A 13,114-nucleotide genomic window follows, 5' to 3' on the forward strand; every position below is an offset into this window, starting at 1 on the left:
AGTATAAAGGCAAAAGCGCGCTTGACTGCGAGACAGACACGTCGAGCAGGTACGAAAGTAGGTCTTAGTGATCCGGTGGTTCTGTATGGAAGGGCCATCGCTCAACGGATAAAAGGTACTCCGGGGATAACAGGCTGATACCGCCCAAGAGTTCATATCGACGGCGGTGTTTGGCACCTCGATGTCGGCTCATCACATCCTGGGGCTGAAGCCGGTCCCAAGGGTATGGCTGTTCGCCATTTAAAGTGGTACGCGAGCTGGGTTTAGAACGTCGTGAGACAGTTCGGTCCCTATCTGCCGTGGACGTTTGAGATTTGAGAGGGGCTGCTCCTAGTACGAGAGGACCGGAGTGGACGAACCTCTGGTGTTCCGGTTGTCACGCCAGTGGCACTGCCGGGTAGCTATGTTCGGAATAGATAACCGCTGAAAGCATCTAAGCGGGAAACTAGCCTCAAGATGAGATCTCACTGGGAACTTGATTCCCCTGAAGGGCCGTCGAAGACTACGACGTTGATAGGTCGGGTGTGTAAGCGCTGTGAGGCGTTGAGCTAACCGATACTAATTGCCCGTGAGGCTTGACCATATAACACCCAAACAATTTGTGTGTTAGACGGTGAAGTCGACGAACCGAAAGTTCGTGTGAACCGCAAAGAATACCTGTCACATACCCGAATCAGGGTGAACGTGAGCGCAAGCCACGAGCATCCGAAAGAATTGCTTGACGACCATAGAGCGTTGGAACCACCTGATCCCATCCCGAACTCAGCAGTGAAACGACGCATCGCCGATGGTAGTGTGGGGTTTCCCCATGTGAGAGTAGGTCATCGTCAAGCACCTATCCCAAAACCCCTGATCAGCCTGGCTGGTCGGGGGTTTTGCTTTGGCGCGCGGAAAAGCCGGTGCATCTCCCTGTAGCGGGCCCTGCCCGCGATTCGCGCGCAGGGCGCGCTCCTACATGGATCCTCGCCATGGCGATGGGTATCGCTTCGCTCAACGCCATCCTACGAGGGTACGTCCTGCACCCGTAGGAGCGGACCTTGTCCGCGATTGCCGGCGGTCCCGGCGCGATTCGCGGATGAGATCCGCTCCTACGCCGCACCACCTGCGCCATTCGCCCTGTAGGAGCGCGCCCTGCGCGCGAATCGCGGGCTACAAAGGCATCTCCTGTCATTCCGCCCGCCGCTAGTGCATAGGCAAGCGGAAAGCGCCTCTATATCATGCGTGCCTTATTGTGGCGGGACGCGATATGCAGACATTGCTGAAACTACTGGGCGATGGACGATTCCATTCCGGCGAGGAGCTGGGGGCGGCGCTGGGTGTCAGCCGTAGTGCCGTCTGGAAACGCCTGCAGGGCCTGGAGAGCGAGTTCGGGCTGGAGGTGCAATCCGTGCGCGGCCGTGGCTATCGCCTGGCCGAGCCGTTGATGGCCATCGATCCGCAACAGGTCCGGGCGCCCTGGCCGCTGGACGTGCTGTTCTCGGTCGACTCGACCAATGCCGAAGTCATGCGCCGCCTGGATGCCGGCGCCGCCACGCCCTTCGCCGTGGTGGCCGAGCGGCAGACGGCGGGAAGGGGGCGGCGCGGGCGCGCCTGGGTGAGTCCGTTCGGCGCCAACCTTTATTGCACCCTGGGCATCTCCGTGAGGGGAGGGCCCAAGGAGCTGGAAGGGCTGAGTCTGGTCGTCGGCCTTGCCGTGGTGCGCGCCATCCAGTCGCTCGGCATCGCCGGTGTCGGCCTGAAGTGGCCGAACGACATTCTGCTCGGTGGCAAGAAGCTGGCCGGCATTCTCCTGGAGTTGACCGGCGACCCTGCAGACCTATGCAGCGTGGCCATCGGCATAGGCATCAATGTGAACATGCGTGCCGCGGAAGGCATCGACCAGCCCTGGACGTCCTTGCGCGAAGCCGCGGGGCGCCCGGTGGATCGCAACGAACTGCTCGCCGCGCTGAGCCGGGAATTGGAGTGGCACCTGGCCCGTCATCGCGAGCAGGGCTTTGCGGCCAGCCAGCGGGAGTGGGAGTCCTTCCACCTGTGGCAGGGGCGCGAAGTCGTGCTTTCGACCGCGGCCAAGCACATCGTCGGTCGCGCCTTGGGGATCGACGAGCAGGGGGCGTTGCGCCTCGAGGTCGATGGCGTGGAAAGCCGCTTCAGCGGGGGCGAGTTGAGTCTGAGGTTGTCTGATGATTCTTGAACTGGACTGTGGCAATAGCCTGATCAAATGGCGGGTGATCCGCTCCGCCGGGTTGGCGGCCGTCGCCTCCGGCGTCGCGGATTCCGATGCTGCGCTGCTCGAGCGGCTGCGCGGCTGCGAGGGGCTCGCGCTTCGTCATTGCCGTCTGGTCAGCGTGCGCAGCGAACAGGAAACGGCGTCGCTCGTGCAGGCGTTGAGCGAGGCTTTCGGCATAGACGCGAGCATCGCGCAGCCGGCCGAGGTCCTGGCCGGTGTCCGCAATGGCTATCGCGACTACCAGCGCCTCGGTCTGGATCGCTGGGTGGCTCTGGTGGCTGGCTACAAATTGGCGGGTGGTGCGTGCCTGGTGCTCGATCTGGGCACCGCGGTGACCTCCGACCTGGTGGATACCGCCGGGCAGCACCTGGGGGGCTATATCTGCCCGGGCATGCCGTTGATGCGCAGCCAACTGCGCACCCATACCCGGCGTATCCGTTACGACGACGCGGCGGCTCGCGAAGCCTTGCAGGGGCTCTCGCCGGGGCGCGAGACCGCGGAAGCGGTGGAGCGGGGCTGCCTGTTGATGCTGCGCGGTTTCGTGCGCGAGCAATATCAGTTGGCCTGCGAGCTGCTCGGCGGCGACTGCGCCGTGTTCCTCACCGGCGGAGATGCCGAACTGGTCAGGGATGAGCTGCCCCAGGCGCGAATCCTTCCCGACCTGGTCTTTACCGGCCTGGCCATCGCCTGCCCGCTGGAGTAATACCCCTCATGCGTTGGTTCTTTCTGTTCCTCCTGGTGCTGAACGCCTTCTACTTCATCTGGCATCAGCAGCAGACGCCCTTGCGGGCGAAAGAAATCGCGCCTCTGAGCCTGTACCGCGGCGAGCAGAAGAACATTCGCCTGCTCAGCGAGTCGCCGGAGTCCGCGCAGCGGCGTCAGGCGGAGATGGCCGGGGCGCCGCCTGCGCAGGAGAGCGCATGCCTCTATTTCGGTCCCTTCTCCGACGAGAACCGGGCCAAGGCGCTCGAGCAGCGCCTCACCAGTCTCGACGTGCATGTGAGCCGGCAGAAGATCGACGCCGCCGCCGGAACCGACTACTGGGTCTACCTGCCGCCGTTGGCCTCGCGCCAGGCTTCGCTCTGGCAACTGCGTGAGCTGCAGGCGCGCAAGATCGACAGCTACATCATCACCGAGGGCGACCTCGCCGATGGCATTTCCCTGGGGATCTTCCAGAACGAGGATTCGGCCAACGCGGTCGTCGAGCGCCTGAAGACCGCCGGGTACGATGCCCTGGTGCGGGAGCTGGGGCGCAATCGTCATGATTTCTGGGTGCAGATCGCTCCCGAGAGCCGGCGCCTGGCGGACGATAGCCTGCTGCGCCAACTGCTCGTGGACTTCCCGGAATTGCAAAGGCAAACAATGCCATGCAAAAGCGTTGCAACCGCCGAATAGTTTGCATAGAATGGCGCCCGCTTCGTAGGGGGGACCTGAAAGGGGAATTTCACGAAGTCGTTGTCGAAGAGCTAAGCTCAAGTTTTTAAAGAAAAAACTGTTGACAGCGCGGTGGCAAACTGTAGAATGCCGCCTCACTTGGAGGGGTTCCCGAGCGGCCAAAGGGATCAGACTGTAAATCTGACGTCTCAGACTTCGAAGGTTCGAATCCTTCCCCCTCCACCAGTTTCAAGCGTGAGCGTCAGGCTCCGCGGGTATAGTTCAGTGGTAGAACCTCAGCCTTCCAAGCTGATGATGCGGGTTCGATTCCCGCTACCCGCTCCAGACTTGCTGCTTATGTTTGCTCATGTAGCTCAGCTGGTAGAGCACACCCTTGGTAAGGGTGAGGTCAGCGGTTCAAATCCGCTCATGAGCTCCACTTAACAAAGGCAGATATGAAAGTATCTGCCTTTGTTTTATCGGTGATACGGCTTTCTCAATTCCTAGTGGGAGACGGTCAAAATGGCTAAAGAGAAGTTTGAACGTAACAAACCGCACGTCAACGTTGGCACCATCGGCCACGTCGACCACGGTAAGACCACTCTGACCGCTGCTCTGACCAAGGTCTGCTCCGAGACCTGGGGTGGCTCCGCTCGCGCCTTCGACCAGATCGACAACGCGCCGGAAGAGAAAGCCCGTGGTATCACCATCAACACTTCGCACGTCGAATACGACTCGCCGGTACGCCACTACGCTCACGTAGACTGCCCGGGCCACGCCGACTACGTGAAGAACATGATCACCGGTGCTGCCCAGATGGACGGCGCGATCCTGGTTTGCTCGGCTGCCGACGGCCCCATGCCGCAGACTCGCGAGCACATCCTGCTGTCCCGTCAGGTAGGCGTTCCCTACATCGTCGTGTTCCTGAACAAGGCCGACATGGTTGACGACGCCGAGCTGCTGGAACTGGTCGAGATGGAAGTTCGCGACCTGCTGAACACCTACGACTTCCCGGGCGACGACACTCCGATCGTGATCGGTTCCGCGCTGATGGCCCTGAACGGCCAGGATGACAACGAGATGGGCGTTTCCGCCGTGCGCAAGCTGGTGGAAACCCTGGACTCCTACATCCCCGAGCCGGTTCGTGCCATCGACCAGCCGTTCCTGATGCCGATCGAAGACGTGTTCTCGATCTCCGGCCGCGGCACCGTGGTAACCGGTCGTGTCGAGCGCGGTATCGTCAAGGTCCAGGAAGAAGTGGAAATCGTCGGCATCCGTCCGACCACCAAGACCACCTGCACCGGCGTTGAAATGTTCCGCAAGCTGCTCGACGAAGGTCGTGCTGGCGAGAACGTCGGCGTCCTGCTGCGCGGCACCAAGCGTGAAGACGTAGAGCGTGGCCAGGTTCTGGCCAAGCCGGGCACCATCAAGCCGCACACCAAGTTCGAGTGCGAAGTGTACGTGCTGTCCAAGGAAGAAGGTGGTCGTCACACCCCGTTCTTCAAGGGCTACCGTCCGCAGTTCTACTTCCGTACCACCGACGTGACCGGCAACTGCGAGCTGCCGGAAGGCGTCGAGATGGTAATGCCGGGTGACAACGTCAAGATGACCGTCACCCTGATCGCCCCGATCGCCATGGAAGACGGCCTGCGCTTCGCTATCCGCGAAGGCGGCCGTACCGTTGGCGCCGGCGTGGTTGCCAAGATCATCGAATAATCGATTGATCTTTCCCTCTCAGGCCGGCATAATGGTCGGCCTGACTTTGTTCTAGGCCAGTAGCTCAATTGGCAGAGCGGCGGTCTCCAAAACCGCAGGTTGGGGGTTCGATTCCCTCCTGGCCTGCCAAATTTCTCGACGAAATTTGGCATTTCTTCAACGGGATTCCCAGCAGATGAATGCGAAGGCAGAAGCCAACGAGTCGCGTTTTGACATCTTGAAGTGGCTCTTGGTCGCAGTGGTTGTCGTGGTCGGCGTCGTCGCCAACCAGTATTACTCCGCTCAACCGCTCCTCTATCGCGTGCTCGGTATCCTGGTTCTTGCGGCTGTAGCTGGCTTCGTGGCCCTGCAGACCGTCAAGGGTCGTGCCTTCTTCACCCTGGCGAAAGAGGCGCGTGCCGAGATTCGCAAGGTCGTATGGCCGACTCGCCAAGAAACGACTCAGACCACCATGATCGTGGTCGCTGTAGTGCTGGTTATGGCGCTGCTGCTGTGGGGGCTCGACTCCCTGCTGGGTTGGTTGGTTTCCATGATCGTAGGTTAAGGGTGTTCCGTGGCTAAGCGTTGGTACGTAGTGCATGCCTACTCGGGTTACGAGAAGCATGTCATGCGCTCGCTGATCGAGCGGGTCAAGCTGGCCGGCATGGAAGACGAGTTCGGCGAGATTCTGGTTCCCACGGAAGAAGTCGTGGAAATGCGTAACGGCCAGAAGCGCAAGAGCGAGCGCAAGTTCTTCCCCGGCTATGTGCTGGTCCAGATGGAAATGAACGAGGGTACCTGGCACCTGGTCAAGGACACTCCTCGCGTCATGGGCTTCATCGGCGGTACCGCCGACAAGCCGGCTCCGATCACCGACAAGGAGGCTGAGGCCATCCTGCGTCGTGTCGCCGACAGCGGCGACAAGCCCAAGCCGAAGACGCTCTTCGAGCCGGGTGAAACCGTTCGCGTCATCGACGGTCCCTTCGCGGACTTCAATGGCGTGGTTGAAGAGGTCAACTACGAAAAGAGCCGGATCCAGGTCGCAGTGCTCATTTTCGGTCGCTCTACCCCGGTAGAGCTGGAGTTCAGCCAAGTCGAGAAAGTCTGACTTGCACAATGCATCCCACACCCCGCAGCCATAGGCTGCGGGGTTTTGTCGTCCTTGGGATAAACGCGAAAGCAACCGGGGAGCCCTTGTGGCGCTAGAACCCGTAACTGGAGTAGCACATGGCTAAGAAAATTCAGGCTTACATCAAGCTGCAGGTAAAGGCTGGTCAAGCCAACCCGTCGCCGCCGGTCGGTCCCGCTCTGGGCCAGCACGGCGTGAACATCATGGAGTTCTGCAAGGCGTTCAACGCCAAGACCCAGGGCATGGAGCCCGGTCTGCCGACTCCGGTGATCATCACCGTTTACAGCGACCGCAGCTTCACCTTCGAAACCAAGAGCACCCCGGCTTCGGTACTGCTGAAGAAAGCTGCTGGCATCAGCAGCGGCTCCAGCCGTCCGAACAGCCAGAAAGTGGGCACCGTTACCCGTGCTCAGCTGGAAGAGATCGCCAAGACCAAGCAGGCCGATCTGACCGCAGCTGACATGGATGCGGCCGTGCGTACCATCGCCGGCTCCGCGCGTAGCATGGGCCTCAACGTGGAGGGTGTGTAATGGCTAAGCTGACCAAGCGCCAAAAGGCTATCGCCGAGAAAATCGAAGCCGGCAAGCAATACGGCTTCGAAGACGCCGCCAAACTGCTGGCCGAGCTGTCGACCATCAAGTTCAAGGAGTCCGTGGACATCGCCATCAACCTGGGCGTCGATCCGCGTAAATCCGACCAGGTCGTTCGTGGTGCCACCGTTCTGCCGAACGGCACCGGCAAGAGCGTCCGCGTTGCCGTCTTCACCCAGGGCCCGGCTGCCGAAGCCGCTCTGGCTGCAGGCGCCGACAAGGTCGGTATGGACGAGCTGGCTGCCGAGATGAAGGCCGGCGACCTGAACTACGACGTGGTCATCGCCTCCCCGGACGCGATGCGCGTTGTCGGTCAGCTGGGTCAGGTTCTCGGCCCGCGCGGCCTGATGCCGAACCCGAAAGTCGGTACCGTGACCCCGGACGTAGCCACTGCCGTGAAGAACGCCAAGGCTGGTCAGGTTCGCTTCCGTACCGACAAGAACGGCATCATCCACGCCTCCGTTGGCAAGATCGATTTCGAGCCGGTCAAGCTGAAGCAGAACGTCGAAGCTCTGCTGGCTGACCTGAAGCGCCTGAAGCCCGCCTCCTCGAAGGGCGTGTACGTTCAGCGCGTGACCCTGAGCACCACCATGGGCCCGGGTCTGCAGATCGATCAGGCTTCCCTGGAAGGCTGATAGGACAAAGTCGGGTGGTGGGCCTGGCCCATCACCCGCAGGTATTGGGGTCCCTGCCTGGCGGGGGCTGTCCAAGACCGTAGGCGGCGCAAGCCTTAAACCACAAGCCTACGCAGATGGTGCTCCCGATTCGTTAACCGGATCAGACACCAAAACGCCGTCCGGCTCCGGCTGGACGAAACGGTAACATCCAGGAGTAAACCCGTGGCAATTAAACTCGAAGACAAGAAGGCCATCGTCGCTGAAGTCAACGAGGCTGCCAAAGCCGGTCTGTCCGCTGTCGTGGCTGATGCCCGTGGCGTGACCGTCGGCGCAATGACCGGACTCCGTAAAGAGGCCCGCGCAGCTGGTGTGTACGTGAAAGTCGTACGTAACACCCTGCTCAAGCGCGCCGTTGAAGGCACTCAGTTCGAAGTGCTCAACGACACGTTCAAGGGCCCGACCCTGATTGCTTTCTCCAACGAACATCCGGGCGCTGCCGCCCGTATCTTCAAGGAGTTCGCCAAGGGTCAGGACAAGTTCGAGATCAAGGCGGCCGCGTTCGAGGGTCAATTCCTCGCAGCCAATCAGATCGACGTTCTGGCGACCCTGCCGACCTACAACGAAGCCGTTGCACAGCTGATGAGCGTGATCCAAGGCGCCACCAGCAAGCTGGCTCGTACTCTGGCGGCTATTCGCGACCAGAAAGAAGCCGCCGCTGCCTAAGGCAACCGGTACGCTTTCAAACCTTTTTTGTTTAATCGATGGCGCGAGCGCCGTCACCCAATACAGGAATTAGAGTCATGGCTCTGACCAACGAAGACATCATCAACGCCGTATCCGAAATGTCCGTCATGCAGATCGTTGAACTGATCAAGGCGATGGAAGAGAAGTTCGGCGTTACCGCTGCTGCCGCTGTTGCCGCTGGCCCGGCTGTTGCCGCTGCCGCTGCCGAAGAGCAGACCGAGTTCACCATCGTCCTGGCCGAAGCCGGCGACAAGAAAGTGAACGTGATCAAGGTCGTTCGTGAACTGACCGGCCTGGGCCTGAAAGAAGCCAAGGCTGTCGTTGACGGCGCCCCGGGCGTGGTCAAGGAAGGCGCTTCGAAAGAAGAGGCCGAAGCTGCCAAGAAAGCCCTGGAAGAAGCTGGCGCCAAGGTCGAGCTCAAGTAAGCTCGCCCCTTGCGTCTACAGCCCGAGCGTCAAGCGACAGGCTGATGGCTGGTGGCTTTTTGCCACCGGCCTTTTTCCGTTCTGGGTGAGGTGCCGACAGGCCCCTTCCCATAACGGAAAACTCCCACCCTCAGGGGTGGCGCAAACGCCAGGTTTGCACGATTTTTCGGCTGCTCCCGTGGGAGAGGCCAAACAAGCAGGTGACCAAGCTGGGGAACGCTGATGGCTTACTCATACACTGAGAAAAAACGTATCCGCAAGGACTTTAGCAAGTTGCCGGACGTCATGGATGTGCCGTATTTGCTGGCCATCCAGCTGGATTCCTATCGCGAATTCCTGCAGGCAGGTGCAAGCAAGGATCAGATCCGCGACATCGGTCTGCATGCGGCCTTCAAGTCCGTTTTCCCGATTATCAGCTATTCCGGCAACGCTGCCCTGGAATACGTCGGTTATCGCCTGGGTGAGCCGGCCTTCGACGTCAAGGAGTGCGTGCTGCGCGGCGTGACCTTCGCCGTCCCGCTGCGGGTGAAAGTGCGCCTGATCATCTTCGACAAAGAGTCGTCGAGCAAAGCGATCAAGGACATCAAGGAACAGGAAGTCTACATGGGGGAAATCCCCCTGATGACCGAGAACGGTACCTTCATCATCAACGGTACCGAGCGCGTCATCGTTTCCCAGCTGCACCGTTCCCCGGGTGTGTTCTTCGATCACGACCGTGGCAAGACCCACAGCTCCGGCAAGCTGCTGTACTCCGCGCGCATCATTCCTTACCGCGGTTCCTGGCTGGACTTCGAATTCGATCCGAAGGACTGCGTGTTCGTCCGTATCGACCGTCGCCGCAAGCTGCCGGCGTCCGTCCTGCTGCGCGCGCTGGGCTATAGCACCGAGGAGATCCTCGATGCCTTCTACGCGACCAACGTCTACCACATCAAGGGCGAAGGTCTGCGTCTGGAGCTGGTGCCGCACCGTCTGCGCGGCGAGATCGCCAGCTTCGACATCAAGGATGCCGCCGGCAAGGTCATCGTCGAAGCGGGCCGCCGTATCACCGCGCGCCACATCAACCAGCTGGAAAAGGCTGGCATCACCGAGCTGGAAGTGCCCTTCGACTACCTCATTGGCCGTACCGTGGCCAAGGCTGTCGTGCACCCGGCTACCGGCGAGATCATCGCCGAGTGCAACACCGAGCTGACCGTCGACGTACTGGCGAAGATCGCCAAGGCCCAGGTCGTGCGCCTGGAAACCCTGTACACCAACGACATCGACTGCGGTCCGTTCATCTCCGACACGCTGAAGATCGACTCCACCGGCAACCAGTTGGAAGCCCTGGTCGAGATCTACCGCATGATGCGTCCCGGCGAGCCGCCGACCAAGGAAGCCGCAGAGACCCTGTTCGGCAACCTGTTCTTCAGCGCCGAACGCTACGACCTGTCCGCCGTCGGCCGCATGAAGTTCAACCGCCGCATCGGCCGCAGCGAGATCGAAGGTCCGGGCGTGCTGAGCAAGGAAGACATCGTCGACGTACTGCGCACCCTGGTCGACATCCGTAACGGCAAGGGCATCGTCGACGACATCGACCACCTGGGCAACCGTCGCGTCCGCTGCGTCGGCGAGATGGCCGAGAACCAGTTCCGCGTTGGCCTGGTGCGCGTCGAGCGCGCGGTCAAGGAACGTCTGTCCATGGCCGAAAGCGAAGGCCTGATGCCGCAGGACCTGATCAACGCCAAGCCGGTGGCCGCCGCGATCAAGGAGTTCTTCGGTTCCAGCCAGCTGTCGCAGTTCATGGACCAGAACAACCCGCTCTCCGAGATCACCCACAAGCGCCGTGTCTCCGCACTCGGCCCGGGCGGTCTGACCCGTGAGCGCGCGGGCTTCGAGGTCCGTGACGTACACCCGACCCACTACGGCCGCGTGTGCCCGATCGAAACCCCCGAAGGTCCGAACATCGGTCTGATCAACTCCCTGGCGACCTACGCCCGCACCAACAAGTACGGCTTCCTGGAAAGCCCGTACCGCGTGGTGAAGGAAGGTCTGGTCAGCGACGAGATCGTGTTCCTCTCCGCCATCGAAGAGGCCGACCACGTGATCGCCCAGGCCTCCGCGACCCTGGACGCCAAGGGCCGCCTGATCGACGAGCTGGTCGCCGTACGTCACCTGAACGAATTCACCGTGAAGGCGCCGGAAGACGTCACCCTCATGGACGTATCGCCGAAGCAGGTCGTTTCCGTCGCTGCCTCGCTGATTCCGTTCCTCGAGCACGACGACGCCAACCGTGCGCTCATGGGTTCGAACATGCAGCGTCAGGCCGTTCCGACCCTGCGCGCCGACAAGCCGCTGGTGGGCACCGGCATGGAGCGCAACGTCGCCCGTGACTCCGGCGTCTGCGTGGTGGCTCGCCGCGGCGGTGTGATCGACTCGGTCGACGCCAGCCGTATCGTGGTGCGCGTGGCGGATGACGAGGTCGAGACCGGTGAAGCCGGCGTCGACATCTACAACCTGACCAAGTACACCCGTTCCAACCAGAACACCTGCATCAACCAGCGTCCGCTGGTCAGCAAGGGTGACGTGATCGCCCGCGGCGACATCCTCGCCGACGGTCCGTCCACCGACATGGGTGAACTGGCCCTGGGCCAGAACATGCGCGTCGCGTTCATGCCCTGGAACGGCTTCAACTTCGAAGACTCCATCTGCCTGTCCGAGCGCGTGGTCCAGGAGGATCGTTTCACCACGATCCACATCCAGGAGCTGACCTGCGTCGCCCGTGACACCAAGCTCGGCCCAGAAGAAATCACCGCGGACATCCCGAACGTGGGTGAGGCCGCGCTGAACAAGCTGGACGAAGCTGGCATCGTCTACGTCGGCGCCGAAGTGCAGGCCGGCGACATCCTGGTCGGCAAGGTCACCCCGAAAGGCGAGACCCAGCTGACTCCGGAAGAGAAGCTGCTGCGCGCGATCTTCGGTGAGAAGGCGTCCGACGTTAAGGACACCTCCCTGCGCGTGCCGACCGGCACCAAGGGCACCGTGATCGACGTCCAGGTCTTCACCCGCGACGGCGTGGAGCGCGACAGCCGCGCCCTGTCCATCGAGAAGATGCAGCTCGACGAGATCCGCAAGGACCTCAACGAGGAGTTCCGCATCGTCGAAGGCGCCACCTTCGAGCGTCTGCGTTCGGCCCTGGTCGGCGCCGTCGCCGATGGCGGCCCGGCGCTGAAGAAAGGCACCGAGATCACCGACGAGTACCTCGACGGTCTCGAGCGCGGCCAGTGGTTCAAGCTGCGCATGGCCGAAGACGCCCTGAACGAGCAGTTGGAGAAGGCCCAGGCCTACCTCAGCGACCGCCGTCAGATGCTCGACGACAAGTTCGAGGACAAGAAGCGCAAGCTGCAGCAGGGCGACGACCTGGCTCCGGGCGTGCTGAAGATCGTCAAGGTCTACCTCGCCATCAAGCGCCGCATCCAGCCGGGCGACAAGATGGCCGGCCGCCACGGTAACAAGGGCGTGGTCTCGGTGATCATGCCGGTCGAAGACATGCCGCACGACGCCAACGGCACGCCGGTGGACATCGTTCTGAACCCGCTGGGCGTACCCTCGCGTATGAACGTCGGTCAGATCCTCGAAACCCACCTGGGCCTCGCGGCCAAGGGCCTGGGCGAGAAGATCAACCGCATGCTCGAAGAGCAGCGCAAGATCGCCGAGCTGCGCCAGTTCCTGAACGAGATCTACAACGAGATCGGTGGCCGCCAGGAGAACCTGGAAGAGCTGTCCGATAACGAGATCGTCGCTCTGGCCAACAACCTCAAGGGCGGCGTGCCCATGGCTACCCCGGTGTTCGACGGTGCCAAGGAGCGCGAGATCAAGGCCATGCTGAAGCTGGCCGACCTGCCGGAGAGCGGCCAGATGCGCCTGTTCGACGGCCGCACCGGCAACCAGTTCGAGCGTCCGACCACCGTCGGCTACATGTACATGCTCAAACTGAACCACCTGGTCGATGACAAGATGCACGCACGTTCCACCGGCTCCTACAGCCTGGTCACCCAGCAGCCGCTGGGTGGCAAGGCGCAGTTCGGTGGCCAGCGTTTCGGGGAGATGGAGGTCTGGGCGCTGGAAGCCTACGGCGCCGCCTACACCCTGCAGGAAATGCTGACCGTGAAGTCGGACGACGTGAACGGCCGTACCAAGATGTACAAGAACATCGTGGACGGGGATCACCGCATGGAGGCCGGCATGCCCGAGTCCTTCAACGTGCTGATCAAAGAGATCCGCTCGCTCGGCATCGATATCGAACTGGAAACCGAATAACACGTGACGATAAACGG

The 13,114-nt window shown here is 61.6% G+C and carries 11 protein-coding genes, 4 tRNA genes and 2 rRNA genes (1 of these 17 only partly in view); all 17 read left to right on the forward strand.

Going from position 1 to position 13,114, the window contains the following annotated elements:
• Window positions 1–583, forward strand: a 23S ribosomal RNA gene (locus PcP3B5_RS03605); it begins 2,307 nt to the left of the window's first position.
• A 134-nt stretch (window positions 584–717) separates the two neighbouring features.
• Window positions 718–833: ribosomal RNA gene (gene rrf, locus PcP3B5_RS03610) — 5S ribosomal RNA — on the forward strand.
• 413 nt (window positions 834–1,246) lie between these two features.
• On the forward strand, window positions 1,247–2,191 hold the full coding sequence (gene birA, locus PcP3B5_RS03615) for a bifunctional biotin--[acetyl-CoA-carboxylase] ligase/biotin operon repressor BirA (protein WP_043273406.1): 945 nt from the start codon (window positions 1,247–1,249) through the stop codon (window positions 2,189–2,191).
• Window positions 2,181–2,930: a pantothenate kinase gene (locus tag PcP3B5_RS03620; RefSeq protein ID WP_043273408.1), complete on the forward strand. Its 750-nt coding sequence runs from the start codon at window positions 2,181–2,183 to the stop codon at window positions 2,928–2,930. The genes birA and PcP3B5_RS03620 overlap by 11 nt, the downstream gene beginning before the upstream one ends.
• An 8-nt stretch (window positions 2,931–2,938) precedes the next feature.
• Window positions 2,939–3,622 (forward strand): SPOR domain-containing protein, encoded by a 684-nt coding sequence (locus PcP3B5_RS03625; protein WP_043273410.1) that lies wholly within the window; start codon window positions 2,939–2,941, stop codon window positions 3,620–3,622.
• A gap of 140 nt (window positions 3,623–3,762) precedes the next feature.
• Window positions 3,763–3,847, forward strand: a tRNA-Tyr gene (locus tag PcP3B5_RS03630).
• Window positions 3,848–3,872: 25 nt separating this feature from the next.
• Window positions 3,873–3,946 (forward strand) — tRNA-Gly (locus tag PcP3B5_RS03635).
• Window positions 3,947–3,964: 18 nt separating this feature from the next.
• Window positions 3,965–4,040 (forward strand) — tRNA-Thr (locus PcP3B5_RS03640).
• An 83-nt stretch (window positions 4,041–4,123) separates the two neighbouring features.
• Entirely contained in the window at window positions 4,124–5,317 is a 1,194-nt protein-coding gene (tuf, locus tag PcP3B5_RS03645) for an elongation factor Tu (protein WP_009617114.1), read from the forward strand.
• A gap of 53 nt (window positions 5,318–5,370) precedes the next feature.
• A tRNA-Trp gene (locus tag PcP3B5_RS03650) sits at window positions 5,371–5,446 on the forward strand.
• Window positions 5,447–5,492: 46 nt separating this feature from the next.
• Complete coding sequence (gene secE / locus PcP3B5_RS03655; RefSeq protein WP_009617115.1) at window positions 5,493–5,861, forward strand: preprotein translocase subunit SecE; 369 nt, start codon at window positions 5,493–5,495, stop codon at window positions 5,859–5,861.
• 9 nt (window positions 5,862–5,870) lie between these two features.
• On the forward strand, window positions 5,871–6,404 hold the full coding sequence (nusG, locus tag PcP3B5_RS03660; protein WP_009617117.1) for a transcription termination/antitermination protein NusG: 534 nt from the start codon (window positions 5,871–5,873) through the stop codon (window positions 6,402–6,404).
• 119 nt (window positions 6,405–6,523) lie between these two features.
• Window positions 6,524–6,955, forward strand: coding sequence for a 50S ribosomal protein L11 (rplK, locus tag PcP3B5_RS03665; RefSeq protein WP_009617119.1), 432 nt, complete (start codon window positions 6,524–6,526; stop codon window positions 6,953–6,955).
• A complete protein-coding gene (gene rplA, locus PcP3B5_RS03670; RefSeq protein WP_009617121.1) occupies window positions 6,955–7,650 on the forward strand; it encodes a 50S ribosomal protein L1 in 696 nt (231 codons plus the stop codon). The genes rplK and rplA overlap by 1 nt, the downstream gene beginning before the upstream one ends.
• A 204-nt stretch (window positions 7,651–7,854) precedes the next feature.
• Complete coding sequence (gene rplJ, locus PcP3B5_RS03675; protein WP_009617123.1) at window positions 7,855–8,355, forward strand: 50S ribosomal protein L10; 501 nt, start codon at window positions 7,855–7,857, stop codon at window positions 8,353–8,355.
• A 77-nt stretch (window positions 8,356–8,432) separates the two neighbouring features.
• Window positions 8,433–8,801 (forward strand): 50S ribosomal protein L7/L12, encoded by a 369-nt coding sequence (rplL, locus tag PcP3B5_RS03680; protein ID WP_009617125.1) that lies wholly within the window; start codon window positions 8,433–8,435, stop codon window positions 8,799–8,801.
• Window positions 8,802–9,023: 222 nt separating this feature from the next.
• A complete protein-coding gene (rpoB, locus tag PcP3B5_RS03685; RefSeq protein ID WP_009617126.1) occupies window positions 9,024–13,097 on the forward strand; it encodes a DNA-directed RNA polymerase subunit beta in 4,074 nt (1,357 codons plus the stop codon).
• Window positions 13,098–13,114 lie beyond the last annotated feature (17 nt).

Origin of the sequence: Pseudomonas citronellolis, assembly GCF_001586155.1 — a bacterium.
Taxonomy (GTDB): Bacteria; Pseudomonadota; Gammaproteobacteria; order Pseudomonadales; family Pseudomonadaceae; genus Pseudomonas; species Pseudomonas citronellolis.

What these genes read in the sequence shown, in the direction of transcription:
- birA (WP_043273406.1), top strand. Translation starts at nt 1,247, where the DNA reads ATGCAGACATTGCTGAAACTACTGGGCGATGGACGATTCCATTCCGGC.
- PcP3B5_RS03620 (WP_043273408.1), top strand. Translation starts at nt 2,181, where the DNA reads ATGATTCTTGAACTGGACTGTGGCAATAGCCTGATCAAATGGCGGGTG.
- PcP3B5_RS03625 (WP_043273410.1), top strand. Translation starts at nt 2,939, where the DNA reads ATGCGTTGGTTCTTTCTGTTCCTCCTGGTGCTGAACGCCTTCTACTTC.
- tuf (WP_009617114.1), top strand. Translation starts at nt 4,124, where the DNA reads ATGGCTAAAGAGAAGTTTGAACGTAACAAACCGCACGTCAACGTTGGC.
- secE (WP_009617115.1), top strand. Translation starts at nt 5,493, where the DNA reads ATGAATGCGAAGGCAGAAGCCAACGAGTCGCGTTTTGACATCTTGAAG.
- rplK (WP_009617119.1), top strand. Translation starts at nt 6,524, where the DNA reads ATGGCTAAGAAAATTCAGGCTTACATCAAGCTGCAGGTAAAGGCTGGT.
- rplA (WP_009617121.1), top strand. Translation starts at nt 6,955, where the DNA reads ATGGCTAAGCTGACCAAGCGCCAAAAGGCTATCGCCGAGAAAATCGAA.
- rplL (WP_009617125.1), top strand. Translation starts at nt 8,433, where the DNA reads ATGGCTCTGACCAACGAAGACATCATCAACGCCGTATCCGAAATGTCC.
- rpoB (WP_009617126.1), top strand. Translation starts at nt 9,024, where the DNA reads ATGGCTTACTCATACACTGAGAAAAAACGTATCCGCAAGGACTTTAGC.